This window comes from Halogeometricum rufum, assembly GCF_900112175.1.
GTDB lineage: Archaea > Halobacteriota > Halobacteria > Halobacteriales > Haloferacaceae > Halogeometricum > Halogeometricum rufum.
On record NZ_FOYT01000002.1, the window covers coordinates 430,394 to 455,671 of the forward strand.

Consider the following 25,278-nt stretch of genomic DNA (forward strand, 5'->3'; position numbering starts at 1 on the left):
CACATCTGATACTGGCACGGAAAGATTCAGAACGGTTCGTGCGAAGGACAGACCAATGACCGAACAGACGCCGTCGGCTTCGACGCGAGGACAGGCGGAGTCGATAGGCGTCGTCCTCCTCCTCGGCGTCGTCGTCGTGAGCGTGAGTGCGTTCGGGGTGTTCTACCTCTCGGACGGGTTCGACGGCGCGAACGCCGGCGGGGCCGGCGGCGCGTCCGGCACGTCGGTGAACCTCGTCGGCGACGTCTCCCGCGAGACGCTGGAACTCTCGCACGCCGGGGGTCGGCCGCTACCGACGGCGCACCTCCGCGTCCTCGTGCAGAACGACTCCGGGGGAGCCGAGTACGCGTTCGACCCCGGACTGATGGTCGACGGCGACGGCGACGACGCGTTCGAGGCGGGCGAGACGTGGCGACTGGACTGGCGTCGGACCGTCGGCGAGGAACTGACCGTCCGCGTGGTGGACGCGGAGCGAAACGCCGTGCTGTTCACCGAGTCGGTGACCGTCTCGGGGACGCCGACGCCGGGGGCCGACAACCCCGCCCGCGGCGAGACGCCGACGGCGACGGAGACGGGGACGCCGGTCGGGACGGCGACGCGGACGCCCGACGACGACGGCCCGCCCTCGGCCGTCGCCCGCGGCGGGTCCGTCGAGGGGCGGGCGGGCGAGTCGCTGACGCTCGACGGCTCGGACACGACCGACCCCGACGGCGACGACCTGACGTACGAGTGGCGGATAACCGACGGCGACGGACTCTCGCCGGACGCCGCGCGAATCGTGGACGACTCGCCGGCCACGCCGAACGCGACGTTCGAGGTTCGCGAGAACGTGACCGACCGGACGTACGAACTCCGCGTGCGCCTCGTCGTCTCCGACGGGAGCGACACGGTACGCGACGGCGCGACGGTCACCGTCGAGAAGTACAACCGACCGCCGAACGCCGACGCGGGCGACGACAGCGAGATGGGTCTCGGGGACGGCGAGCGAGAGTCGCTCGACGCGGCGGCGACGCGGGCGAGCGAACTCGACTTCGGTCCCACCGCCGGCCGCGACGGGACGCTCGGAGCCGGTGCCGACGCCGAGACGCGGCGGTTCGACCGGCGTCACGCTCTCGCCGGCGGCGTCGTCGGGTCGCTGACGCTCGACGGGTCGGGGAGCTCCGACCCCGACGGCGACGACCTGACGTACGAGTGGGAAGTCGTCGACGACGACGGACTCGGCGGCGGCCTCGAACTGACCGACGCCGACAGCGTCCGGCCGACGCTCAGGCTCACCGACGTCGTCACCGACCGCGACCGGGAGGTGACCGTCCGACTCACCGTCACCGACGACGACGGGGCCACCGACACCGACGCGGTGAACGTGAGCGTCGCGCCCGTCGACCCGAACGACGCGCCCGCCGGCGGGTGGCCGGGGTGGCTGGAGTGGTTGCTCCGCCTGCTGTTCGGGTGGCTCTGAGTCGGTGACGCTGCGGCGGGGGTCGCGCGTCGCCCGCCCGCGTTCGTTTCGACACCTGACGTAACACCTCATCGACAAACCCATATGGCCGGGCTTCGGAGAGGGGACGTATGACAGCCGTCGGCATCGACGCCATCGAGATTTGGACGGGGAAACTCAGACTCGACCTGCCGAACACCTTCGCGCCGGAGAAGGGCGAGGACCCCGAGAAGTACACGAAGGGGCTGGGTCTGGCATCGTCGTCGTTCCCGGACGTCTACGAGGACATCGTCACGATGGGAGCGAACGCGGCGAAGCGTCTGATGGACCGCGAGGGCCTCGCGCCCGACGACATCGGCCGCATCGACGTGGCGACGGAGTCCGCGTTCGACAACTCCAAACCCGTCTCGACGTACATCGCGGGGTGTCTCGAACAGGTGTACGACGGCGACTTCCACCACGCGAACAAGGGCGAACGCAAGTTCGCCTGCCTGTCGGGGACGCAGAGCATCGACGACGCGTACAACTGGATCAAGGCGGGCCGGCACCGCGGCCGCGCCGCACTCGTCATCGCCACGGACACCGCCCTGTACGAACGCGGTGACCCCGGCGAGGCGACGCAGGGCGCGGGCGCCGTCGCCATGCTCATCACGGAGAACCCGTCCATCGTCGAACTCTCGACCGAACAGGGCTACGGGAGCGCCGACGAGACGGACTTCCTGAAGCCGAACCAGCAGTTCCCCAGCGTGGACGGCAAGCGGTCGGTGCAGGTGTACCTCGCGCGGATGCGCGAGGCCCTCGAGGACTACGAGTCCGTCGCGGGCGACACCCACCCCGACGACTTCGAGTACATCCCGTTCCACACGCCGTTCCCCGGCATGGTCCGGAAGGCGGCCGTCCTCGGCTTCCGACACATGACGCGCGACACCGACGTCGAGGACGAACTCGCCGACGAAATCGGGATGCAACCCCGCGAGAGCGAGTACGACACGTGGGACGACTACGAGGAGGCCATCCGCGCCTACATGGACGACCTGAAGGAGACCGAGCAGTACCGCGAGTGGTACGCCACCACCATCGAACCGACGCTCTCCATCTCGCGGAACGTCGGCAACTGGTACACCGGGTCGGTCCACATCGCTCGCCTGTCCGCCCTGCGTGACGCCCTCGAACGCGGCGACGAGTTGGCGGGCAAGCGGATGCTCGTCGGGTCGTACGGTTCCGGCGCGCAGGCCGAGATTCACGCCGAGACCATCGTCGACGGGTGGGCCGAACACGTCGAGGCCATCGACGTGGACGGGCAACTCGACCGGCGGCAGGACATCACGTACGACGAGTACGAACTCATCCACGACGTCCACAACCACGCCAAAGAGGTGGACGTCGAGGAGTTCACCGCTCCCGAATCGGAGTTCGTCTTCACGGGCTGGGGTCGGATGAACGAACGCCGGTACGACTACGTCGAGTAGCGGACTCCGTCCGCCCGAACGCCGTCGCCGACGGGCGAAGCGAGTCGATGCAGGACGGCCAGCGACCACGTGGGCGCGGCGACGGAGCGGCCGCCAACCATAAATTCATCACGATTCTTAATCCGGGTGGCACGTGACCGGTGACACTCGTGTCGACGCGTCCGCCACGGAGGCAACGGCGGACGACGGGCAGTCGGACGAATCGCGCGTCAAGAGTGCCGTCCGCGACGTCGCGCGGCACTGGCAGGCGGCAGCGTTCGGACTCGGCAGCCTCGCGGTGGCGTACTGGGCCGCGTTCGTGAACCCAGCGATGTCGCCGAAGTGGTACGTCCCCATCATGCTGGTGTACCTCGGCATCGCCGTCGGGTACATCTACGTCGTCGAGGAGACGAAGCTGAGTTTCGGGACGTCCGCAGGGACGGAGTCCACGTAGGGACGGCCGTCCCCGTCACCCGTCGTCGGCGACGGGCGAACAGCGGTCGAGTTCGACCGTGACGCCGTCGCCGTCGACGCCGAACGTCATCTCTTCGACCCGGCAGGCGTACGCCGCGTAGTGGTTGCCGTCGGCGTCGTAACAGGCCTCCTTCTCGACCAACTCGTGCCGTTCGAGTTCCTCCAACCGCCGGTAGACGGTCGGCTTCGACACGTCGCACCGGCCCGCGAGTTCGCTGGCCGAACGCGAGTCGTCGCTCGTGTGGACGAGTATCTCGCGCGCGAGTTCGTTTCCGAGCAGTTCGAACAGTTCGTCGGCGCCCCGGCGTGACACGGAGCCACACACGGCGGTCGGGGACAAGAATCCGGTGGCCGTCTCAGGGAAGCGCGCGCAGGTCGTCGAGCATCTCGTCCAAGTCGCGGTTCGAGATGGCGAGCGAGAAGCCGTCGATGCTGGCGAGGGCGGGGGCGTGTTCCCACAGGTCGTCCTCCGTCAGGCCGTGGAGGACGACGGCGTTCGGCGTCGGGTTGACGACGCGCATCGCCACGAGGGGGGACTCGCCGCGACTGACGCCCGTGAAGACGAGCGCGCGACTCGTGGACTGCCCGTAGAGGCGGTAGAACTCCTCGGACGACAGGCGCGTGATGGCCTGGATGCTGTTGATGACGGTGTGCCCGCTCACGTGGTCGTGGTCGCCGCGGACGAGTTCCGTCGCGTCCATCGCCTCGTACAGGCGTTCGAGGGGGACCGATGTGGCGTACTCCCGCAGGTCCTGGACGATGTCGCTCTCGAACCCCGCGGAGATGACGCGAGCGTACTGCCGGATGCGACTGCCGCCGCGCGACTGGTCGATGTCGAGGAGGGCCTCGACCATCCGGCGGACGACGCCGATGCCGGGGCTCTCGCGCCGTCCGCTCTCGTAGTCGGAGATGACCGACGACGACACGTCCAACTCCTCGGCCAGCGCCGTCTGCGAGATGTCGAAGTCCGTCCGCCACTTGCGGAGGGTCGCGCCCGCGTCGTCGCTCAGCGTTATCTCACCGGCGATACGTCGTGCGAGTTCGTCGCGCGGAACCTCGCTCATCGAGCGTCACCCGCGCCCCGTCCGTCCCGGTGCATACGGTGCGACGTGTGCGACTCGGGCGCAAAAGGGTATCGAAAATCGGGTTCGACGAACGACGATGTGTCGGCGACGGTCCGAAGTCGGTCACCCGAGGCGAACGTTCAAGAGGGAGAGCGCGTCACTCTCCCCCATGCCGTCGACCGTCGTCCACCTCGCACTCGGTGGACTCATCGGTGCCGCCCTCCTCGGCGCGGAGTTCGACCGGCGGAGCCTCCTCGTCGTGTTCGCGTTCACCGCGCTTCCGGACCTCGACGTGCTGGCGGAACCCCTCCTGCCGGGTGCGCACCGGTCGCTGGGGCACACGTTCGTCCTGCCGGCCGTCCTGTTCGCTCTCCTCCTCTGGGACGCGCGTCGCGGCGCGGCGTCGGCCCTCCGGCGGCGGTTCGGCGTGCGCGGCGTGAAACTGGCGTGGGTGGGGGCGTTCTGCCTCCTCGCCGCGGGCATCGTCCCGGACCTCCTCGTCGGCGGCGTGAACGCCTTCTACCCCCTCCACGACCGGTTCTACACGGTCGACGGCCGACTGCTCTACTCGACGGACCGGGGCTGGGTCCAGACGCTCGTGGACCTCTCGCCGCCGGAGCCGAAACCGGCCCGGACGACGGACAACTTCCAGTTCCGGACGGTGCTGGACGCCGCGCCGACGCGGGGCGTCGAACCGGCCCCCGAGGAGGCGCGCGTCGAACGCGTCTTCCCCGTCGCCATGACCGGCTTCCGGTTCGGTATCGTCCTCCTCTCCGCCGTCGTGGTGAGCGTGCGACTGGCCGGCGACCGGTTCGCGGGTCTGTTCGAGGCGTGAGTCGGTCCGAACGAGACGGGCCGCCCTCGCACCGGGGCGTTCATGGCCGACGGCGTCGACGGACGAACGATGACCGACGCGACGATACGACCGTACGAACCGGAGGACGCCGACGACCTGTGGGCCCTGAAGCGCGGCTTCGAACTCGGCATCGGGGCGAACACCGGCGGCGAGGACAAGGGCGAGACGTACGAGGAGAAACTCGACGACGACTACCGGACCCGGTGGCTGGCGTGGGTCGACCGCTGCGTCGACGAGGACGAGACGTGCGTCGCCGTCGCGGCGACGGCCGACGGACTCGTCGGCTACGCGTTCGTCCTGCCCGAGTCGCTGGCGTTCGTCTGGGACGCCGCCGTCCTCAACGAGATATTCGTCGCGCCCGACGCGCGCGGCACGGGCGTCGCGGACGGCCTGATGGAGGCCGCCCTCGACTGCGCCCGCGAGCAGACGCTCCCGCTCGACCGGATGGTGCTCGACGTGGACCGGGAGAACGACCGCGCGCAGGCGTTCTACGAGCGGTACGGCTTCGAACACTGGGGCGAGATGGTCGCCAGAGAACTCTGACTACGACCCGCCGCGAACCGCGCCCGCGACGGCACCGCCGACGCCGCCGAGGGCGACGGGTTCGACCAGGCCCGCGAGGAGAACCGTCGTCACCGGGTCGGGGCGGACCACGTTCCCGCCGAACGAGACGGTGAAGGCGAACAGGCCGGCGACGGCGACGACGAAGTAGCCGAACGCGACCATCGCCCCCGAGAGCGCGCCGTCCGCCGGCGACGACGCCCGCGAGAGCGTCGCGGCCGCCGCGCCCCCGGCGAGGAGGCAGACGACCGGCACGGCGTACAGGAGCGGGGAGAACGCCTCCGTCGTCCCGACGAGGTCGACGCTCGACGTGGACCCGAACAGGCCCGGGACGAGCGTCTTCACGCCGTGGACGTTCAGGAACGACCAGCCGACGACCTGCCACACCGAGAGTTCGCTCCCGAACGCTTCGAGGAAGCCGAACGCGGCGGAGTTCCGTATCGTCCCCGCCGTCGCGAGGTAGACGAGGAGGTAGCCGAGGACGCCGGCTCCGAGGCCGCTTCCGAGGCCGGCGACCGCTGTTCGCGGCGACCGAACGCTGCTGGGAGACATTACTGTCGAGACGACTCTCACCGCTTCGTATATACTTCGTGGCCGGCGTGCGAGAACGGCGCACGGAGAACGCGACGCTCAGGGGAGCGTCTCGACGAACGTCACCGAGTCGTCCGCGCCGCCCGCGTCGCGCCACTCGGCCTGCGAGACGGTGTAGCGCGCCTCGTCGCGCACGTCGCCGTCGGTGAAGGGGAGGCCGCGGCGGACCACGCCCTCGAACCGGCCGCCCGCGTCCGCGACGTACTTCTCGACGGCGCGGCGAGATTTCTCGTTGCCGGCGGCGACGCCGACGGCGACGAGGCCGACGTCGAGGCGGTCGAACGCGAGGGTCAGCAGGGCGCGGGCGCGTTCGCCGGAGTAGCCCCGCCCCCAGAACCGCTTCCGGAGCCAGATACCGGGTTCGGCCACGTCGCGGTCCCAGTCGAACTCGAGTGCGCCGACGCCGACGAACTCGCCGGTGTCCGGGAGCCGAATCGCGTACTCGGCGCTCTCGGCCTCCGCCCACCGCTCCTCGCAACCGCGGAGGAAGTCGAACGCCTCCTTCGGCGTCTCGTGCGGCGAGAACGGGACGTGTTCGAACGTCTCCGCGGCGTCCTCGCCGGAGGCGACGCGGTAGAGTTCCCGCACGCCGACGGTGTCGCGACCGGCGCGTTCGAGCCTGAGTCGGCCCGTCTCGACGACGGCGGGGAACAGGTCACTCGTCGCCATCGACGTCCTCCCACCGGAGCGTCGCCGTCCGTTCGTCCACCGCGTCGCGCCACTCCGCCTGCGTGACGGAGAACCGGACGGTCGACTCGGGGTCGCCGTCGCGTTCGACGCGGTGGCGAAACTCGCCGTCCCGACTGCCGCCCGCCGCCTCGACGTAGTCCGCGATGGCGCGGACGGCGCGTTCGTCGGCCGGAATCGCCTCGGCCGCGCACAGCGACACGTCGAGTTCGTCGAAGGCGACCTCGAAGAACGCCCGCGCGCGTTCGCTGACGTAGCCGCGACCCCGGAACGGCTTCCTGAGCCAGATGCCGAACGCGGCGGTGTCGCGGCCCCACTCGAAGTGCAGGCCCGCCGTCCCGGCGAACGCGCCCGCGCCGTCCTCGCCGTCGCGCGGGTAGACGGCGTAGACGGCGCTCTCGCCGGCCTCCCACCGGTCCTCGATTCGGCGGAGGAACTCGTCGGCCTCCTTCGGCGACCGGTAGGGGTTCCACGTGACGTAACGGGTCACGTCTTCGATGCTCGCGGCGCTCTCTCGGCCGTGTTCGTACAGTTCGAGCGACGCGACCTCCTCCCGCGTCGCGCGCCTGAGGCGGAGGCGGTCGGTGCGTATCTCGACGGGGAACACGACCGTGCGGACGCAGTCCGGCGAAAAGAAGCTACCCCGGCCGTGTCACTCGACACCACGCATCGTCTTCTCCCGCCGACCGGTGAGTTCGTCGGGAACGAGGCGGTACATCTCGAACTCCAACTCCGTGGTCGGTTCGTCGTAGATGGTGACGAACGGGATGTCCATCGTCCGCATCGCCTCGACGACGGTGGAGTCGAGTGCCGCCTCGGTCACCTCGGTGAGGCGGCCGCGGGCGACGACGGACTTCCACCCCTCGTCCGTCTGTTCGTGGACGACGACGGAGACGGCACCGGGCGCGTCGACGTACTCGCGTTTCTCCGACTCCGAGTCGAACGCGAGTCGAAGGTAGAGGCTCTCCTGCTCCGCGTCGAAGCCGTAGGAGACGGGAATCGCGTAGGAGTCGTCGTCCTTGGCGAACGCGACGACGCCGGTGCCGCCCGTCCCGAGGAACTCGACTGTCTCTTCGTGGCTCATGGCGACGGACTGGTCGGACATGAGATAATCTACGCTCGGCGGCGACTTAAAATGACGTTCCGCTTATCGTTTTCTCGGGCGGCGGGGCGACCGACGGCACGGGGCGGAACGCCTCGTCGGGCGCGGCGCCGCTCTCGGTGCGTGCGAACGCCGGGGCCCGCTCTCGGTACCGCTCTCGTGCGGACGACACTGACGCTACCGACGATTCCCACCGTGACCCTTGTTGTCAATACATTATCATAGGAGGGGAGCGTACGGGGCCTATGGCTCTCCACGCACTCGACGACGTCGACGACGCACTGGACGTGACGCGAACGTTCCTCGGCTCTCTGGACCGCACGGCGTGGGTGAAACTCGCCCTCGTGGCGCTGTTCATCGGCGGCCCCGGCGCGAACGTCAACTCCTTTCAGTACACGTTCGGCGGGGACGGCGGCACCGGCGGCCCCGCGACGGGGGTCCCCCCCGGAGACGTGTTCGGGCCGAACGCGTGGCTCCTCGTCGCGGGCGTCGTCGGCTTCTTCGTGCTCCTCGGACTCGCCTTCGCCCTCGTCGGTTCGGTCATGGAGTTCGTCTTCGTCGAGTCGCTCCGAAACGAGTCGGTGACGGTCCGGCGGTACTGGGGCCGACGGTGGAAACAGGGCGTTCGCCTGTTCGGATTCCGCCTGCTCGTCGGCTTCTTCGTGTTCGGCACCGTCGCCCTGTTCGCGGCGCCGTTCCTCCTCGCCGCGGCGGGGTTCGAACCGTTCACGGGCGGCGTCTCGCTCGCCGTCCTCCTGGTCGTCCTCCTGCCCCTGTTCGTCGTCCTCGCCGTCGTCGCCGGCCTCGTCAACGGCTTCACCACCGTCTTCGTCGTCCCCATCATGATTCTAGACGACTGCGGCGTCCTCGCCGGGTGGCGGCGCCTCTGGGCGACGATGACTCGCCACTGGGTCCAGTACCTCGCCTACGCCGTCGCGAGCTTCTTCCTCTCGATAGTCGGCGGCATCCTCGTCGCAATCGTCACCGTCGTCTTCGTCGTCGTCCTCCTCGTCCCGTTCGGCCTCCTGTTCGCCCTCGGTATCGGTCTCGTCGAGTTCGTCGCCGAACCGGTCGGCATCGCGGTGTTCGTCCTCGCCGGCCTCCTGTTCGGTCTCGCCGTCCTCGCCGTCGCCGCACTCGTGCAGGTGCCCGTGCAGGCGTACCTGCGCTACTACGCGATGCTCGTCCTCGGCGACGTGGACGAGACGCTGGACCTCGTCCCGACGCAACGCGCCGCCGTCCGCGGGTCACCGGACGTGGTCGAGGAGTGAGCGAGCGAGCCCGGAACCCACTCGCCGTCGCTCTTGGGAACGTAAACTGAGCGACCGAAGCGAGCGCCCTTTCGAAAGTTCAGCGGTCCGTTCTCGGGGAGCGGCGGCGCCGGACGCGCCCGTGACCGAGGCGCGCCGCGACGCGTGCCCGCGGCCTTCGCGCCCGACTCACGGAATCCGGGGGTGAACCCGAGGCTCAGTTTGTAAGCCAGAAAGCGAAAAAACGCGCCACCCGTGAGTACAGACGATGTCAGACCCGGTCGTCGTTACGCTCGCCAGTTCGCCCGTCCCCGAGTGGGCGGTCCATCTGGGGAAACAGGTAGAACACGCGCTGGCTCCCGCACGCGAGTTGCTCAAGCCGCTCCTCGCCAGTTGGGTGACGCTGGCCGTCTGGGTCACCCTCAACGTCGTCTCTCTCGGCGTCCTCTGGTGGGACGTCCGCGAGCGAAACCAGAACCTCCCCTCGATGATGAAGTTCGTCTGGTCGCTCGTCGTCGCCTACTCCGGTCCGGTCGGGCTGGCGGTGTACTGGTACTCGGGGCGGACGCAACTCGACAGCGACTCGCTCTGGAAGCGAGGGTTCCGCTCGACCTCGCACTGCTACTCGGGCTGTGGGATAGGCGAAGTCATCGGCATCACCGCGTCGACCATCATCCTCAGCTTCTCCCTGTTCTGGGTGACCGTGGCGACGTTCACGATGGCGTTCCTGTTCGGGTTCGCGTTCACCATCGGGCCGCTGATGCAGGAGGGCGTCGGGTTCGGCGAGGCCGTGAAGGACGCACTGTGGAGTGAGACGCCCAGTATCACCATCATGGAGATAGCCGCCATCGGCACCGACCTCCTCCTCGCCGGCGGGGCGAAGTGGACCGCGCCGCTGTTCTGGACGGCGCTGTTCTTCTCTTTGACCATCGGGTTCGTCGCCGCCTACCCCGTCAACGCCGTGCTCATCGTCGCCGGCGTCAAGGAGGGGATGGGCAACCCCGCCGAGATGGACGGAAGCGGCGGAAGCCGTTCGTCGGCCGCCGACTGAGTCGCCGGTGGCGACGCGCCGGTGACGCTCCGCAACCACTAAACGCACCTCGGACGACCCTTCTACAATGGCAGACTGGACGGAGCAGTCGGTCTAATCGTGTGTAGTTCGTGTGTAAGGCCGGCCGTCCTCCTCCTCGGAATCCGACGGACGAACCGCACAGTCTGTTCCTCCTCGGTCGGGGTGTGAAGAGCCGGAATGGCGTTGTTGACCGAGGACTACCGCTTACGACCGCTGCTGCTTGAACCACCGAGCGACTTCGGTCTGAAACCGCCCGAACCAGCGGAGGTCCTCGTGTAGCACGTCGTAGACGACGTCGTGATTGACATCGCCGTATCGGTGAGCGAGAACGTTCCGAAACCCGACGGCCTCCTCCATCTTCGCTTGCGTCTCGTCCGAGAGGATACCGGCGTTCCCGAGGGCTTCTATCTCCTTCTTCGACGTCCCACTCGGGGTGAGTGCTTCGGCCGAACGGATGTGCTGGGCGAGGTCGATACAGGACTGGATGAGATTCATGAACGTCCGTTCGACGGCCCGCTGAGTCACCATGTCGGCGAGGTACTCCTCCTTCGACATCCCTCGCATTCGCTTCAGGTCGTCAGTGTACTGATTGACGTGACGGAGTTTGTCCACGACGACGTCCCCGTCGACCATCTACGTGTCGCCCCGGGCGAGTCGGTCGATGAACTCACGGCGCTCCCGCTCCCGTTCGTTCGCCGTCGACTCGTACTCTCGCCCGATTCGTTCTCGGTACGTCTCGACCGCACGCTCGTCGCCGGTGAGAACGATTCCGTCACGAAGTGCGGCGTACGCAACCGGCGTCGGAAGCGAGTCGACGTCGCTCACGTCTACGAACCCGTCGGCGTACTCCTGCAGTCCAGCGTCGATGCGGTTTCGAGCGTCGAACCGTTCGTGGTCCGTCATCTCCTCGGGGAACCGGAGGGCGACATCCACATCGGATGATTCGGTGGCGGTTTCTCGTGCGTGCGACCCGAACAGAACGGCGAAAACGACCGGCGTCTCGGCGAGGTACGCTCGCATCTCCGAGAGATTCGCTCCCTCGACGTTCGACTCGTCCTCGCTCGCCATGCCGTACTGTTCGAGACTCCGGAGTAATACGTTTACTCCTCGTACGCCACGAGTGGATTGCACGAAAAGACGGGTCCCTCGAACGAGATTCCCGGTGGACTATTCGCAACCACTAAACGCCCGTCCGACCACCCTCACACAATGGCAGACTGGACGGAGAAGTACCGGCCTTCGACGCTGGCGGAGGTCCGCGGGAACAACAAGGCCCGCGACGCACTCGCCGAGTGGGGGAAGACGTGGGACGACCACCGCGAGGCGGTGGTCCTCCACGGCGCGCCGGGCGTCGGCAAGACGTCGGCGGCGCACGCCCTCGCCAACGACATGGGGTGGGAGACGGTCGAACTGAACGCCTCCGACCAGCGGACGGCGGACGTCATCGAACGCTTCGCCGGGCGCGCCGCGATGAACACGACGCTGGCCGGCGCGTCGGCGGGCGACGCCGACGGCCGGCGCGAGGGTCGGCAGTTGGTCGTCATGGACGAGGCGGACAACATCCACGGCAACTACGACCGCGGCGGCGCGGGCGCGATAACGCGCCTCGTCAAGAAGGCGAACCAGCCCATCGTCCTCATCGCCAACGAGTACTACGACATGTCGAACGGCCTGCGGAACGCCACGCAGGACATCGAGTTCCGCGACGTCTCCGCGCGCTCTATCGTCCCCGTCCTCCGTGACATCCTCCGCAAGGAGGGAATCGAGTTCGACAGCGACGCCCTGGACCGACTCGCGGAGACGAACAGCGGCGACCTGCGCTCGGCCGTGAAGGACCTGCAGGCGGCCGCCGACGGGAAGGAGCGTCTCACCGTCGAGGACGTGGTGACGGGGACGCGCGACAGGGCCATCGGCCTGTTCGCGTTCATCGACGCCGTGCTGAAAGAGGAGTCCGCGGAGGAGGCACTCCAGTCGGCGTACGCGGTGGACGAGACGCCCGACGACCAGGTGCAGTGGATAGAGGACAAGGTGTCGCTGGTGTACGACGACGACGAACTCGCCCGCGCCTACGAGTTCCTCGCCAACGCCGACGTCTGGTTGGGCCGCGTCAGGGCGACGCAGGACTACTCCTACTGGCGGTACGCGACGGACAACGTCGCCGCGGGCGTCGCCGCGGCGCGGGACCGAACCCGCGGCGGGTGGACCCAGTACGGCGGCGCGCCGTATCGCTCCACGCGCGACTCGACGCGGGACGAAATCGTCCGGAAGATAGCCGAATCGGGCGGATTCTCGATGGGGACGGCCCGCCGTGACGTCCTCCCGTTCCTCGCGACGATGACCCACCACTGCAAGCCCCGCGACCTGACCGTCGCCATGGCCGCGTGGTACGACCTGGACGAGGCGGCCGTCTCCTACGTCACCGGAAGCGGCGAGACGACGAACAAGGTGCAGTCCATCGTCGAGGACGCCCGCGAGATGCGCGAGACGGAGATGGAAGCACACACCGGCGGAGCGTTCGAGGGGGCCGCACCCGACGCCGACGGCGGCGACGGCGCGGACACCGACGGCGACGCGAACGGCGACGACGCGGCGAACCGGGACGACGCCGACGACGACGTGTTGGACGGCAACGCCGACGCCGACGACAGGGCCGAGGACGCCGAGGACGACGACGGCCAGTCCGGGCTGGACGACTTCTTCTGACACCTGCCTGCCGTTCGTTTTATCGAACAGCCACCTGAAAACGGGCGTGTGACAGAGTTCGGATACACGCTGTCGAGCGAGGAGTTCGGCCCGACCGAACTGGTGGAGAACGCCGTCGAAGCGGAGGACAGGGGCTACGACTTCCTGTCCGTCTCCGACCACTTCCACCCGTGGCTGGCCGAACAGGGCGAGTCGCCGTTCGTCTGGAGCACCCTCGGCGGCGTCGCCGAAGCGACCGAGGAGGTGGACGTGGGCGTCGGCGTCACCTGCCCGACGACGCGCATCCACCCGGTGAACGTCGCGCAGGCGGCGGCGACGACGAAGGCGATGCTGGACGGCAGGGCGTTCCACTTCGGCGTCGGCACCGGCGAGGCGTTGAACGAACACGTCACCGGCGAGCGCTGGCCCGAGTACGCGGTGCGAAAGGAGATGCTGGCGGAGGCAATCGACGTGATTCGGAGCCTCTGGACCGGCGAACAGGTGAGCCACCGCGGCCCCCACTACACCGTCGAGAACGCCCGTCTGTTCACCCTCCCGGACGAACCGCCGTCGCTGGTCGTCTCGGCGTTCGGGGCGGAGTCCGCGCGGATGGCGGACGAACTCGGCGACGGCTTCTGGTCGGTCGGTCCGCAGGACATCGTCTCCGAGTTCGACGGCGACGGCCCGAAGATAACGCAGTTGTCCGTCTGCGTCGCCGACGGCGAGGACGAGGCCGTCGAGACGGCCCACGAGAACTGGCGACAGTCGGCGCTGCCGGGGGAGTTGAACCAGGAACTGCCGACGCCGAAGCACTTCGACCAGGCGAGCCAGTTGGTGTCCGAGGACGACGTTCGGGAGGGGAGCATACTCACCGACACGGACCCGCAGGCGCACGTCGACAGCATCCAGCAGTGTCTCGACGCGGGCTACGACCACGTCTACTTCCACCAGATCGGCGACGACCAGGAGGCGTTCTTCGAGTTCTACGAGGAGGAAGTGCTCCCCTCGTTCCGGTAGTCCGGGCGGCGGCGACCCGAGCGGGGTCTTTTTCGAGTCGGCCGCGCAACCGCGTGTATGCGCGCCGCAGTCCTCCGCGAACACGGCGAACCGCTGAGCATCGACGACGTGCCCGAACCGACGCCGGACCCCGAGGGCGTCGTCGTGGACGTCGAAGCCTGCGGTATCTGCCGGAGCGACTGGCACGCGTGGATGGGCCACGGCGAGTGGGCCGACGACGCGGTGGACGCGGGGCAGATTCTCGGTCACGAACCCGCCGGCCGCGTCGTCGAGGTGGGCGACCGGGTTGAGACGGTCCGGGAGGGTGACCGCGTCGCCCTGCCCTTCAACCTCGCCTGCGGGTCGTGCGGCCACTGTCGGACCGGCCACGGCAACGTCTGCACGGGCGACCACCCCCACGCGCTCGGCTTCGAGCGGTCCGCGCAGGGCGCGTTCGCCGAACGGGTCCACCTCCCGTCGGCGGACTACAACGCGATTCACCTGCCCGACGGCGTCGATTCCCGCGACGTGGCCGCCCTCGGCTGTCGGTTCATGACTGCGTACAACGCCTTGGACGCCCGCGCCGGACTCCGACCGGGCGAGTGGGTGGCCGTCCACGGGTGCGGCGGCGTCGGCCTCTCGGCGATTCAGGTCGCCGGCGTCCTCGGCGCGCGCGTCGTCGCGGTTGACGTGCGCGAGGCGGCCCTCGACGCGGCGGCGGACCTCGGCGCGGAAGTGCTCGTGAACGCCGGCGAGGCGGACGCGGTATCGGCGGTCCGCGACGCCACGGACGGCGGCGCGCACGTCTCCGTGGACGCCCTCGGCGTCGCGGAGACGTGCCGCAACTCGGTCCGATGCGTCAGACCGCGCGGGACGCACGTGCAGGTGGGGCTGACGACGGACGAGGAGCGGGGCGAGGTGTCGCTCCCGACCGACTGGATGACCCGTCACGAGGTGTCGTTCCTCGGCGCGCGCGGGATGCCGCCGACGAGCGCGGACGACCTGCTGTCGCTTCTGGCCGCCGACCGAGTCGAACCGGGTGCGCTCGTGACGAGGACGGTGTCACTCGAAGCGGTCCCGGACCGACTGGCGGCGATGACCGACTACGACACCGTCGGCGTCGAAGTGATGACGTTCTGAGCGACCCCCGAACGGGAGTTCGAGGCCCGAAAGTCGCTACGGAACGGCCGCGCGCGCGGCGAGTCGCGGCGCGGTGACGCCGAGCAACGGCCCCGCGAGGATGGCCGCCGGGAGTGCGAGCACCGACCCCAGAGACGCCATGCCGACGCTCCCGGTGAGGGCGCCCACGACGAGAGCGCCGCCGAACCCGCCGGCGACGTATCCGAGCGTCCCGTACCACACGCCCGTCGCCCACGGAACGTCGGCGAGGAGTCGCGCGCCGACGGCGCCGACGGCGACGGGGACGCCCTCGACGACGGCCGCCGTCAGGAGGCCGACGACGACGGAGAGGACGGAGAGGACGACGGCGTTGCCCTCGATTCCGAACGGGTTCGACGGCGAGGACGTCAGCGACCGGAAGAGCGCGAGTGCGCCGACGAGCGCACCCGCGGCGTGGACGCCCGCGAGCGAACGGACGAGCGACAGTCGCGAGAGGCGGGCGACGACGAGGCTCACGCCCGCGAGGAACGAGAGGGCGAACAGCGTCGCGACGGCGGCGAGGACGACGAGGAAGCCGGGGCCGGGGACGTTCGTCATACGCGACGCTACTCCGACGGGCGATAAGTGTCTTCGGTCTGTCGAGACGGGAGCTAGCGGACGGTGAGCGTCTCCCCGCAGTCGGGACAGGAGAGCGACTCGGCGTCGCGCGTCGCGACCGTGAGCCACTCGTCGACGGGCGCGGCGCGGCCGCAGGCGGGACAGAACAGGACGGCTTTCGGGGTGGTGGTCGTCTGGCGTTCGCGGGACCGGCGTGTGAGCGCGTTCATACCGAGAGAGACGCTGCCAGAGGGGAAGAGGGTAGCGTGTGTCGCCGTGGCTCGGCTACAGCAGTTTCGAGAGGAACTGCTGGCCGCGTTCGGTTTCGGGGTTCTCGAAGAACTGCTTCGGTTCGCCCGTCTCGACGATTCGGCCGTCGGCCATGAGGACGATTCGGTCGCCCACCTCGCGGGCGAAGCCCATCTCGTGGGTGACGACCATCATCGTCATCCCCTCGTCGGCGAGCGTCCGCATCACTTCCAGCACCTCCCCGACGAGTTCGGGGTCCAGCGCGCTCGTCACCTCGTCGAACAGCATCACCTTCGGGTCCATCGCCAACGCGCGGGCGATGGCGACGCGTTGCTGTTGGCCGCCCGACAGTTGGTTCGGGTAGGAGTTCATCTGCGCGCCGAGTCCGACGCGTTCGAGGAGTTCCTCGCCGCGCGCCATCGCCTCCGCCTCGTCGATGCCGCGGACCTTCCGCGGCGCGAGCGTGACGTTCTCCAGCGCCGTCTTGTGCGGGAACAGATTGAACGATTGGAACACCATCCCGATGCGCTGGCGCAGGACGTTGATGTCGGCCTTCGGGTCGGAGATGGAGTCGCCGTCGAGTCGAATCTCGCCGCCCTGAATCTCTTCGAGGCGGTTCGCACACCGAAGCAGCGTGGACTTACCGGACCCGGACGGCCCGATGACGACGGTCACGTCCTGGTCCTCGACGTCCAAGGAGACGTCTCTGAGGACGTGCGTCTCGCCGAAGTACTTGTCAACGTGGTCGAACTCCAGGAGGGAGTTCACTGGTCGTCACCCCCCCAGTCGGCGCGGTCCTCCAGGTAGGTCACGAGTCGCATCAACGGGAGCGTGATGGAGAGATACGCGATGGCGACGATAACGAGCGGCGTCCAGGGGTCGAACGTCGCGCTGTTGACGCTTCTGAACTGCTGCATCAGTTCGGGGAGCGCGATGATGGTGAGAAGCGAGGTGTCCTTGACGAGGATGACCTGGTCGTTGCCGATGGCCGCGAGGGCGTTGCGCCACGCCTGCGGGACGACCACCTCGCGCATCCCTTGGATGTAGCCCATGCCGAGCGACCGCGCGGCCTCCATCTGGCCGTCGGGAACGGCGTCGATACCGCCGCGGACCGCCTCGCCGACGTAGGCGGCGTGGTTCAGCGTCAGGGCGATGATGGCCGTCGGGAAGCCCCAGTTCTGCACCGGGAACGTCCCCGGCCACAGCGTCGGGATGCCGAAGTAGACGACGAAGAGTTGGAACAGAAGCGGCGTTCCGCGGAAGAACTGAACGTACGCCGTCGCGATGCCGTTCGTTATCGACGTCTTCGAGACGCGCGCGAGACCGACGAACACGCCCGCGGTCACCGAGAGCACACCGCCGATGACGACGATTTGGAGCACCAGGAGGTACGCCGAGACGAACTGCGGCAGGACGGTCCGCATCAGCTCGAAGCTGACCTGCGTGACCACGATGTAGACGACGAGTGCGAGGACGCCGAGCGCGAAGACGCTCGACAGACTCGCGCCGAGCCACTTCAGCGTCGTGTCGTCGAGGAGCCCGCCGCTCCCGCGGTTCCCCTCGTCGGACGTTGCCCCCGAGTATGAATCAGCCATGATAGTTCGGATATCGGTGTGAGTTAATAAAGGAGGGTCCCGTTCAGCCGCTGAAGTACTCCGAGTATATCTCGTCGTACGTGCCGTCCTCCTTGATGGCCGCGAGCGCCTCGTTGACCTTCTCGCGGAACTCGTCGTCGTCCTGGCGGAACGCGATGCCGTAGTTCTCGACGGTCAGCGTGAGGTACGGCGGCGCTTCCTGCCCGGCCTCGGCGGCCGCGCCCTCGCCTTCGAGGAACACCACGTCGTCGCGCTGGTTGGCGAACTCGGCGTTGACGGTGTTGTCGTTGATGACGGCGACGACCTGCCCGTTGATGAGGGCCTGGAACGCGCCGTTGATCTGGTCGTACTGCTTGAGCGTGAGGTCGCCGTCGAACTCCGTTTTGAGCTCCTCGGCGGCGGTGGAACCCGTCGTCCCCTTCTGGACGCCGACGGGCTGACCCTTCAGGTCCTCCTTCGACGAGATGTCGCCGTTCGCCCGCACGATGACCGTCTGGTACGCCGTGAAGTAGGGGTCCGAGAAGTCAACCTTCTCCGCGCGCGTGTCGTTGATGGTCATCGCGGACATGATGATGCGGAAGTTGTTGTTGTTCAGCGAGGGGATGATGGAGTCGAAACTCGTCGGCTTGAACTCGTAGCTGACGCCGAGTTGCTCCTCGAAGATGGCCTGTGCGATGTCCACGTCGAAGCCGGTCAGTTCGCCGGACGTCGTCTCGTACTCGAACGGCCGGTACGGGATGTCCGACCCGATGACGACGTTGTCCGGGACGACGGAGTCCTCCGTCGCCGTCGCCGTCGGTTCCTCGGTGGTCTCGCCGCCGGAACTCTCCGTGGTCGTCGATTCGGTCGTCTCAGCCTCCGTACTGCCACCGTTGCCACCGGTACATCCCGCGAACAGACCGGTGCCGACCACGCCGACACCCGTCTTCAGGTAGGTACGTCTATCCATGACAACGTTTCGTAACCGATGGGGGTATAACATATCTTCGATTCGACGACCTCGGCGCGTTCGAGACTGACAATTTTTGCGGAAAGAAGGGTCGATTGTCACATTCTTTCGTCTACTCCACGGGCGGCTTCGGACGGAATCGGCCGACTCCGCGGGGACGACTCGGCGGCGTCGCGGTCCGCCGTCAGTCGCTCCCGCCGGGGACGCCGCGGGACCGCCGCGCCGCCCGGTCCCGGAGGGCGTACGCGGCCGCGCCCACGAGCCCCAGAGCGACGACGGTGCCGCCGACGGAGACGTACTGGAGGCCGCCGCCGTACACCTGCCGCCCGAGGACGAGGAGGGCGACGAGGAGGAGGGCCGCGCCGCCGGTGGCGAAGCGGATTCGGTCCGCACCGTCGGCGTCGGCCAACCAGACGGTCACGGCGACGAGCGAGCCGTACGTCACGAGACCGAGCGTGTAGTAGACGGCCTGCGCGTTCGCGCCGAACGGGACGAACATGTGGGGCGCGAGGACGACGAGGGCGGCGACGCCGACGGCGAGGGCGGACACGAGGCGGCGAATCTCGGCGACTCCGGGGGCTTCGAACGTCCACGCGGCGGCGAGGACGACGCCGGTGAAGATGGTCGAGGCGGTGACGAAGTGCGCCGACAGGATGGCCCACTCGTACGTCGTCACCGTCAGCGCGCCGAGGATTATCTGCGAGGGCAGGAGGATGGTCGCGGCGGCGAGGGCGCGGCGGACCCGGCGGTCAGCCCCGGTCCGCCACACCTGAATCGTCGTCCCGAGGATGACGAAGCCGACGACCATCGCGACGAGGCGGTGGAACCACTCGATGAAACTGCTCCAGTTCGCCGGGAACAGTCCGAGGAAGCCGTCGCAGAAGGGCCACCGGCCGGCGCACGTCAGTCCCGCACCGGCCGCGGCGGTGTACACCCCGAGCACCATCAGGAACCCCGTCAACGGGACCGACAGCGCCACGAGGCGCCGGAGGCGAGCGTTCATACTCTCCGCTCGGGGGCGAATCCACTTGAACCCCTCTCTCCGCCGACGCGCGAACTACTCGCTCGCGCGCGGCGTGCGACGCCGGCGCTCTCGGTCGCGCCCGTTCGGCCGTGCGGGAACCGGTGTCGGGCCGCGAGCGCATCGGAACGTTTCAAGTTCTCGGGCGGGAACGCTCTCACATGACCGACGAGGACGACACCGTCGCGAGGCACCTCGACGACCGGCGCGAACGCCTGGACGACTACCTCGACCGCGAGGACCTCGACGCCGTCTGGTTCGCGCGGCCGAACTCCTTCTCGTGGCTCACCGGCGGGAGCAACGTCGTCTCCCGCGACGCCGACGTGGGCGTCGCCGCCGCCGGCTACGACCGCGACGACGGGTGGGTCGTCGTCACCGACAACATCGAAGCCCAGCGACTCGCCGACGAGGAACTGCCCGACGAGTTCGCCGTCGAGGAGACGCCGTGGTACGAGTCCTCCCTCGCGGAGGCCGTCGCCGACCGGACGACCGGTCGCGCCGCGGCGGACTTCGACGTGCCCGGACTGGAGACGGTGGCGGCGAGCGAACTCCGCCAACCGCTCTCCGCGACGGACGTCGACCGGTACCGTGACCTCGGCCACGACACCGCTGACGCCGTCGAACGGGTCGCCCGCGAACTCGAACCCGGCGACACCGAACACGAAGTCGCCGCCGCCCTGAAGATAGCGCTGGCGACCCGCGGCATCGACGCCCCCGTCGTCCTCGTCGGCGGGAGCGAACGCGCCCAGCAGTACCGCCACTACACGCCGACGTACGCGGAGTTGGGCGACTACGCCCTCCTCTCGGTGACGGCCGAACGCGGCGGCCTGTACGCGAGTACGACCCGGACCGTCGCGTTCGACCCGCCGGGGTGGCTGGCCGAACGGCACGCGAAGGCCCAGCAGGTGGAGACGAGTGCGCTGGCGGCGACGCAGGCCGTCGCCCGACTCGGCGGCACCGCGGGCGGCGTCTTCGACAACATCGCGGCCGCCTACGAACACGTCGACTTCCCCGAGGAGTGGCGCGAACACCACCAGGGCGGGGCCGCGGGCTACGCCGGCCGCGAGTGGTTCGCCGCGCCCGACGCCGAGGAGGCGGTCCGGACCCCGATGGCGTACGCGTACAACCCGACGATTCGGGGGGCGAAGTCCGAGGACACCGTCCTCGTGAGCGACGACGACGCCGAGGTGCTGACGACGACGGGCGAGTGGCCCACGCGCGCCGTCAAGGGGTGGGACCACGAGTTCGCCCTCGAACGGCCGGAAGTGCTGCACATCGACCCGGAGTAGTCCCGGCGCCGGGGCGCGTCGGCGCGAGGCGACACTACTACTCGGAACCGAGTTGCATTTCGTCGTCTGTCGAAGCAGAGTTCGACAGTACGGTAGCTTTTTGAGGGCTCCGACGGTCCCTCCGGCATGGGATTAGACGACGACGCCCGGGAGTATCACCGCGAAGAACCGCCGGGCAAGATAGAGATTTCGACCACGAAACCAACGAACACGCAGCGTGATCTCTCGCTGGCGTACTCGCCCGGCGTCGCCGCCCCGTGTCTCGACATCGACGAGGACCCGAACCGCGCCTACGAGTACACGGCGAAGGGGAACCTCGTCGGCGTCGTCTCCAACGGCTCTGCGGTCCTCGGCCTGGGCGACATCGGCGCGCAGGCGTCGAAGCCCGTCATGGAGGGGAAGGGCGTCCTCTTCAAGCGATTCGCCGACATCGACGTGTTCGACATCGAACTCGACCTCGAGGACCCCGAGTCCATCGTCGCGGCCGTCAGCGCGATGGAACCGACGTTCGGCGGCATCAATCTGGAGGACATCAAAGCGCCGGAGTGCTTCGAGATAGAGTCGCGCCTGCGCGAGGAGATGTCCATCCCCGTCTTCCACGACGACCAGCACGGCACCGCCATCATCTCCGGGGCCGCCCTCCTCAACGCCGCCGACATCGCCGGCAAGGACCTCGAAGACCTGAACATCGTCTTCTCCGGCGCGGGCGCCTCCGCCATCGCCACCGCCCGGTTCTACGTCTCCCTCGGCGCGAAGAAGGAGAACATCGTCATGTGCGACTCCGACGGCGTCATCACGCCGGACCGCGAGGCGGTCAACGAGTTCAAGGCCGAGTTCGCCAACGACGTCCCGGCCGACACCCTCGCCGAGGCGATGGCGGGAGCGGACGTGTTCGTCGGCCTCTCCATCGGCGGACTGGTGGACCAGGAGATGGTGGCGTCGATGGCCGAGGACCCCATCATCTTCGCGATGGCGAACCCCGACCCCGAAATCGGCTACGAGGAGGCCAAGGCCGCCCGCGACGACACGGTCATCATGGCGACCGGTCGCTCGGACTACCCGAATCAGGTGAACAACGTCCTCGGCTTCCCGTTCATCTTCCGCGGCGCTCTCGACGTGCGCGCGACGGAGATAAACGAGGAGATGAAGCGCGCGGCCGCGGAGGCACTCGCGGACCTCGCGCGACAGGACGTCCCCGACGCCGTCGTGAAGGCGTACGGCGACCAACCGCTCCAGTACGGCCCCGAGTACGTCATCCCGAAACCGCTGGACCCGCGGGTGCTGTTCGAGGTGGCTCCCGCCGTCGCGCAGGCGGCGATGGACAGCGGGTCCGCACGCAGCGAACTCGACCCCGAGGCGTACGAGGAGCGTCTGGAGGCGCGCCTCGGCAAGTCCCGCGAGATGATGCGCGTCGTCCTCAACAAGGCCAAGTCCGACCCCAAGCGCCTCGCCCTCGCGGAGGGGACCGACGAGAAGATGATTCGCGCGGCGTACCAACTGCAGGAGCAGGGCATCGCCCACCCGGTCCTCATCGGCAGCGCTGAGAAGATACGGCAGACCGCGGCGGACCTCGGACTGGACTTCGACCCCGAGGTGGCGGACCCGCGAAGCGGCGAGTGGGACAGTTACGCCAACCGCCTGTACGAACTGCGCCAGCGCAAGGGGATGACGAAGAACGAGGCGCACGAACTCATCCGGCGCGACACCAACTACTTCGCCAGCGTGATGGTCGCGGAGAACGACGCCGACGCGATGCTGACGGGGCTGACGCACCACTACCCCTCGGCGCTTCGCCCCCCGCTTCAGGTCATCGGCACCGCGCCCGACGCCGACTACGCCGCCGGCGTCTACATGCTGACGTTCAAGAACCGCGTCATCTTCTGCGCGGACACGACGGTGAACCTCGCGCCCGAGGCGGACGTGCTGGCGGAGATTACGAAACACACCGCCGAGTTGGCGCGCCGGTTCAACGTCGAACCGCGCGCGGCGATGCTGTCGTACTCGAACTTCGGGAGCGTCGACAATCAGGGGACGAGAAAGCCCCGCGACGCCGTGAAACTGCTCCACGACGACGACGAGGTGGACTTCGCCGTCGACGGCGAGATGCAGGCCGACACCGCCGTCGTCGAGGACATCCTCGAGGGGACGTACGAGTTCTCCGAACTGGACGACCCGGCGAACGTCCTCGTCTTCCCGAACCTCGAAGCGGGTAACATCGGCTACAAACTGCTCCAGCGTCTCGGCGGCGCGGAGGCCATCGGCCCGATGCTCGTCGGCATGGACAAGCCCGTCCACGTCCTCCAACGGGGCGACGAGGTGAAGGACATCGTCAACCTCGCGGGCGTGGCCGTCGTGGACGCGCAGAACGAGTAACGCCGCTTTTTTGGTCCACCGATGGACGCTGAGCGTCCATCGGACCTCGATTCGCTGCGCTCAACGAGACAGCTTTTTGCGACGAGGCGTCCGCGGAGCGGACCCGAGTCGGAAAAAGGTGGTCGCTGAACCTCGCGGGCGTGGCCGTCGTGGACGCGCAGAACGAGTAGTCAGCGACACCTCTCTTCTGGCTCGTTCGGCTCTCTTTCGCCTCGTTTGACTCGCTTCCGATTCGCTCGACGCTCACCGAAACTCCAGCCACGCGACGCCCGCGGCCAACCCGGCGAAGAGCGGTGCCGCGAAGAGGACGAACGTCGCGCCGTCCGGCGGCGAGTAGCACGCCGCGAACGCGACGAACGCGAGCGCGGCGTACCCGCGCTGTCTGGTCGAGGTGTACCGACCGACGACGCCCGCGCGGACGGCGGCAGCGAGGAGGAACGGCGTCGCCGCCGCGGCGCCGAGGGCGACGGGGAAGAACAGCCACACCTCCGCGGCCCAGTAGGCGTCGAGGACCGGACGCCCCGAGGCGGACGCGACAGCGCCGACGACGTGCGGGAGTGCGACCCGACCGCAGACGGCGGCGACGGCGAACGCGACCGGAGCGACGGCGGCCTGTCGTCGGCCCCGCGAGAGGGAGACGCGCGCGTCGCGGCCCACCGCGCCGACGAGGACGATTGCCGCCGCGAACGCCCCCGCGAGCGTGCCGACTTCGACCGCGAGGCGGAACCCCGACTGGGGACGCGGGGAGAGGTCGACCGGGAGGACGGACGACGGGGCGACGGCGGTGAGGTCGAACGCCGCCGCGAGGGCGGTGACGACGGCGGAGACGAGGAGGAAGACGGCTAAGAGCGCGCGGAGATGCCGGCGGGCCGACGCCCAGAGAGGACCGTCGGCGGTGCCGTCGAAGCCGTCGGCGGTGTAGTATTCGGAGGGCATCGGCAGAGCGTCTCGGGACGGCGACTATCAACTTTCTGTCCCCGCCCGCGGGGAACCGGTCGTCCGCCGGCCGCGCACAGCGTGCGTAGCTTCACGTCGTCGCTCGCCGACGCTCACGCGATGACAGTCCCACCGGGCGACCCGGCGTCGCTCTCGTTCGCACTGGTCGTGGCCGCCGTCGTCGCGTTCGGCGGGTTCGTCACCGGGCTGAACGGGTTCGGGTTCGCCGTCGTGGGCACGTCGCTGTTGGCGTTCGTGATGGACCCCCAGACGGCAGTGACGACGATGATTCTCCCGATACTCGCCGCGAACGTCTCCCTCGTCCGCGAACTCGACCGAGACGGCTTCGTCTCGTGCGTCCGACGGTTCTGGCCCTACGTGGGCGCGGCGCTGGTCGGAACCGTCCTCGGCATGCTGTCGCTGTCCATCGTACCGACGCGACCGCTAGCGCTCGGACTCGGCCTGTTCGTCCTCGCCTACGTCGCACTCTCGCAGGAGCGAGTCGAGATTCCGGGCGAGTCGCTGCTCAGACGGCGCTGTTTCGTCGACACCGGGGCGACGAAGGCGGCGCTCGGATTCGTCTCCGGCGCCGTCTTCGGCGTCTCGAACGTCGGCGTGCAGGTGGTCGCCTACCTGAAGAGTCTGGACCTGGACCGGGAGACGTTCGTCGGCGTCGTCGCCATGGTGTTCCTCGGCGTCTCCGTGGTCCGCATCGGCACGGCGGCGGTGCTCGGACTGTACGACGGCGGGGGCCTGTTCGCCGTCTCCGCGGCGGCGGCGGTGCCGGGACTCGCCGGCGTCGCCGTCGGCAAGCGCGTCCGGCCGGCCGTCCCCGAGTCGTCTCAGCGGGCGGCGACGTTCGGACTCTTGGCCGTCATCGGCGTCCGACTGACGCTCTCGGGTGCGGGGCTGTGAGCGGACGCGGTGGG

28 protein-coding genes are annotated in these 25,278 nt (G+C 68.7%); 13 read left to right on the forward strand and 15 right to left on the reverse strand.

The window, feature by feature from the left end; all coding sequences use genetic code 11:
* Positions 1-55: 55 nt before the first annotated feature.
* From BM310_RS21740 to BM310_RS11790, 3 genes are all read left to right on the forward strand, one after another.
* Complete coding sequence (locus BM310_RS21740; protein WP_089807923.1) at positions 56-1,459, forward strand: PKD domain-containing protein; 1,404 nt, start codon at positions 56-58, stop codon at positions 1,457-1,459.
* Positions 1,460-1,569: 110 nt separating this feature from the next.
* Complete coding sequence (gene hmgB / locus BM310_RS11785; RefSeq protein ID WP_089807926.1) at positions 1,570-2,907, forward strand: hydroxymethylglutaryl-CoA synthase; 1,338 nt, start codon at positions 1,570-1,572, stop codon at positions 2,905-2,907.
* Between the two features lie 133 nt (positions 2,908-3,040).
* Positions 3,041-3,340 (forward strand): hypothetical protein, encoded by a 300-nt coding sequence (locus tag BM310_RS11790; RefSeq protein ID WP_089807928.1) that lies wholly within the window; start codon positions 3,041-3,043, stop codon positions 3,338-3,340.
* Positions 3,341-3,355: 15 nt separating this feature from the next.
* Here BM310_RS11790 and BM310_RS11795 read toward each other — a convergent pair whose 3' ends face one another.
* Positions 3,356-3,673, reverse strand: coding sequence for an ArsR/SmtB family transcription factor (locus tag BM310_RS11795; RefSeq protein WP_177232603.1), 318 nt, complete (start codon positions 3,671-3,673; stop codon positions 3,356-3,358).
* Positions 3,674-3,716: 43 nt separating this feature from the next.
* On the reverse strand, positions 3,717-4,424 hold the full coding sequence (locus tag BM310_RS11800; protein WP_089807932.1) for a helix-turn-helix domain-containing protein: 708 nt from the start codon (positions 4,422-4,424) through the stop codon (positions 3,717-3,719).
* A 169-nt stretch (positions 4,425-4,593) separates the two neighbouring features.
* On the opposite strand from BM310_RS11800, the gene BM310_RS11805 reads away from it, so the two are divergent.
* Both BM310_RS11805 and BM310_RS11810 read left to right on the forward strand, forming a co-directional pair.
* Positions 4,594-5,259, forward strand: coding sequence for a metal-dependent hydrolase (locus tag BM310_RS11805; RefSeq protein ID WP_089807934.1), 666 nt, complete (start codon positions 4,594-4,596; stop codon positions 5,257-5,259).
* Positions 5,260-5,328: 69 nt separating this feature from the next.
* A complete protein-coding gene (locus tag BM310_RS11810) occupies positions 5,329-5,823 on the forward strand; it encodes a GNAT family N-acetyltransferase (RefSeq protein ID WP_245778483.1) in 495 nt (164 codons plus the stop codon).
* Here BM310_RS11810 and BM310_RS11815 read toward each other — a convergent pair whose 3' ends face one another.
* The 4 genes from BM310_RS11815 to BM310_RS11830 form a co-directional block, all read right to left on the reverse strand.
* Positions 5,824-6,393, reverse strand: coding sequence for a transporter (locus BM310_RS11815; protein WP_089807938.1), 570 nt, complete (start codon positions 6,391-6,393; stop codon positions 5,824-5,826). It abuts the gene before it with no gap.
* A 78-nt stretch (positions 6,394-6,471) separates the two neighbouring features.
* A complete protein-coding gene (locus BM310_RS11820; RefSeq protein ID WP_089807940.1) occupies positions 6,472-7,101 on the reverse strand; it encodes a GNAT family N-acetyltransferase in 630 nt (209 codons plus the stop codon).
* Positions 7,088-7,726 carry a GNAT family N-acetyltransferase gene (locus tag BM310_RS11825; protein ID WP_089807942.1) on the reverse strand — a complete coding sequence of 213 codons (639 nt, stop codon included), beginning with the start codon at positions 7,724-7,726 and terminating at the stop codon, positions 7,088-7,090. Before BM310_RS11825 ends, BM310_RS11820 begins: the two co-directional genes overlap by 14 nt.
* 45 nt (positions 7,727-7,771) lie before the next feature.
* Positions 7,772-8,224, reverse strand: a complete 453-nt coding sequence (locus tag BM310_RS11830; RefSeq protein ID WP_089807944.1) for a pyridoxamine 5'-phosphate oxidase family protein — start codon at positions 8,222-8,224, stop codon at positions 7,772-7,774.
* Positions 8,225-8,466: 242 nt separating this feature from the next.
* Between BM310_RS11830 and BM310_RS11835 the strand changes: the two genes are divergently transcribed.
* Both BM310_RS11835 and BM310_RS11840 read left to right on the forward strand, forming a co-directional pair.
* Positions 8,467-9,492, forward strand: a complete 1,026-nt coding sequence (locus tag BM310_RS11835; protein ID WP_089807946.1) for a DUF7544 domain-containing protein — start codon at positions 8,467-8,469, stop codon at positions 9,490-9,492.
* A 247-nt stretch (positions 9,493-9,739) separates the two neighbouring features.
* On the forward strand, positions 9,740-10,522 hold the full coding sequence (locus BM310_RS11840) for a DUF4396 domain-containing protein (RefSeq protein WP_089807948.1): 783 nt from the start codon (positions 9,740-9,742) through the stop codon (positions 10,520-10,522).
* Between the two features lie 225 nt (positions 10,523-10,747).
* On the opposite strand, the gene hepT is transcribed toward BM310_RS11840, so the two are convergent.
* On the reverse strand, positions 10,748-11,176 hold the full coding sequence (gene hepT, locus BM310_RS11845) for a type VII toxin-antitoxin system HepT family RNase toxin (protein ID WP_089807950.1): 429 nt from the start codon (positions 11,174-11,176) through the stop codon (positions 10,748-10,750).
* Positions 11,177-11,611: a type VII toxin-antitoxin system MntA family adenylyltransferase antitoxin gene (gene mntA / locus BM310_RS11850; RefSeq protein ID WP_089807952.1), complete on the reverse strand. Its 435-nt coding sequence runs from the start codon at positions 11,609-11,611 to the stop codon at positions 11,177-11,179.
* Positions 11,612-11,752: 141 nt separating this feature from the next.
* Between mntA and BM310_RS11855 the strand changes: the two genes are divergently transcribed.
* Genes BM310_RS11855 through BM310_RS11865 form a run of 3 tightly spaced genes read left to right on the forward strand, consistent with a single transcriptional unit; the run spans position 11,753 to position 15,361 of the window.
* Complete coding sequence (locus BM310_RS11855; RefSeq protein WP_089807954.1) at positions 11,753-13,246, forward strand: replication factor C large subunit; 1,494 nt, start codon at positions 11,753-11,755, stop codon at positions 13,244-13,246.
* A 48-nt stretch (positions 13,247-13,294) separates the two neighbouring features.
* A complete protein-coding gene (locus BM310_RS11860; protein ID WP_089807956.1) occupies positions 13,295-14,242 on the forward strand; it encodes a TIGR03557 family F420-dependent LLM class oxidoreductase in 948 nt (315 codons plus the stop codon).
* Between the two features lie 57 nt (positions 14,243-14,299).
* The gene (locus tag BM310_RS11865) at positions 14,300-15,361 is read left to right on the forward strand and encodes a zinc-binding dehydrogenase (protein ID WP_089807958.1); all 1,062 of its coding nucleotides are present in this window, start codon (positions 14,300-14,302) and stop codon (positions 15,359-15,361) included.
* Positions 15,362-15,397: 36 nt separating this feature from the next.
* Here the strand turns inward: BM310_RS11865 and BM310_RS21410 are convergent, their stop codons facing one another.
* The 6 genes from BM310_RS21410 to BM310_RS11890 form a co-directional block, all read right to left on the reverse strand.
* Positions 15,398-15,937 (reverse strand): hypothetical protein, encoded by a 540-nt coding sequence (locus tag BM310_RS21410; protein ID WP_089807961.1) that lies wholly within the window; start codon positions 15,935-15,937, stop codon positions 15,398-15,400.
* 53 nt (positions 15,938-15,990) lie between these two features.
* Positions 15,991-16,167: a hypothetical protein gene (locus tag BM310_RS21415; RefSeq protein WP_177232604.1), complete on the reverse strand. Its 177-nt coding sequence runs from the start codon at positions 16,165-16,167 to the stop codon at positions 15,991-15,993.
* 55 nt (positions 16,168-16,222) lie between these two features.
* A complete protein-coding gene (locus BM310_RS11875; RefSeq protein WP_089807962.1) occupies positions 16,223-16,954 on the reverse strand; it encodes an amino acid ABC transporter ATP-binding protein in 732 nt (243 codons plus the stop codon).
* Positions 16,951-17,781 carry an amino acid ABC transporter permease gene (locus tag BM310_RS11880; RefSeq protein WP_089807964.1) on the reverse strand — a complete coding sequence of 277 codons (831 nt, stop codon included), beginning with the start codon at positions 17,779-17,781 and terminating at the stop codon, positions 16,951-16,953. Before BM310_RS11880 ends, BM310_RS11875 begins: the two co-directional genes overlap by 4 nt.
* A 43-nt stretch (positions 17,782-17,824) precedes the next feature.
* The gene (locus BM310_RS11885) at positions 17,825-18,730 is read right to left on the reverse strand and encodes a basic amino acid ABC transporter substrate-binding protein (protein WP_089807966.1); all 906 of its coding nucleotides are present in this window, start codon (positions 18,728-18,730) and stop codon (positions 17,825-17,827) included.
* Positions 18,731-18,914: 184 nt separating this feature from the next.
* Positions 18,915-19,733: a COX15/CtaA family protein gene (locus BM310_RS11890; protein ID WP_089807968.1), complete on the reverse strand. Its 819-nt coding sequence runs from the start codon at positions 19,731-19,733 to the stop codon at positions 18,915-18,917.
* Positions 19,734-19,912: 179 nt separating this feature from the next.
* Between BM310_RS11890 and BM310_RS11895 the strand changes: the two genes are divergently transcribed.
* Together BM310_RS11895 and BM310_RS11900 are read left to right on the forward strand one after the other, a co-directional pair.
* On the forward strand, positions 19,913-21,040 hold the full coding sequence (locus BM310_RS11895) for a M24 family metallopeptidase (RefSeq protein ID WP_089807969.1): 1,128 nt from the start codon (positions 19,913-19,915) through the stop codon (positions 21,038-21,040).
* 126 nt (positions 21,041-21,166) lie between these two features.
* Positions 21,167-23,413 (forward strand): NADP-dependent malic enzyme, encoded by a 2,247-nt coding sequence (locus BM310_RS11900; RefSeq protein WP_089807971.1) that lies wholly within the window; start codon positions 21,167-21,169, stop codon positions 23,411-23,413.
* A gap of 243 nt (positions 23,414-23,656) precedes the next feature.
* Here the strand turns inward: BM310_RS11900 and BM310_RS11905 are convergent, their stop codons facing one another.
* A complete protein-coding gene (locus BM310_RS11905; protein WP_089807973.1) occupies positions 23,657-24,349 on the reverse strand; it encodes a twin-arginine translocase subunit TatC in 693 nt (230 codons plus the stop codon).
* 120 nt (positions 24,350-24,469) lie between these two features.
* On the opposite strand from BM310_RS11905, the gene BM310_RS11910 reads away from it, so the two are divergent.
* A complete protein-coding gene (locus BM310_RS11910) occupies positions 24,470-25,264 on the forward strand; it encodes a sulfite exporter TauE/SafE family protein (protein ID WP_089807975.1) in 795 nt (264 codons plus the stop codon).
* The last annotated feature ends 14 nt before the right edge of the window (positions 25,265-25,278 follow it).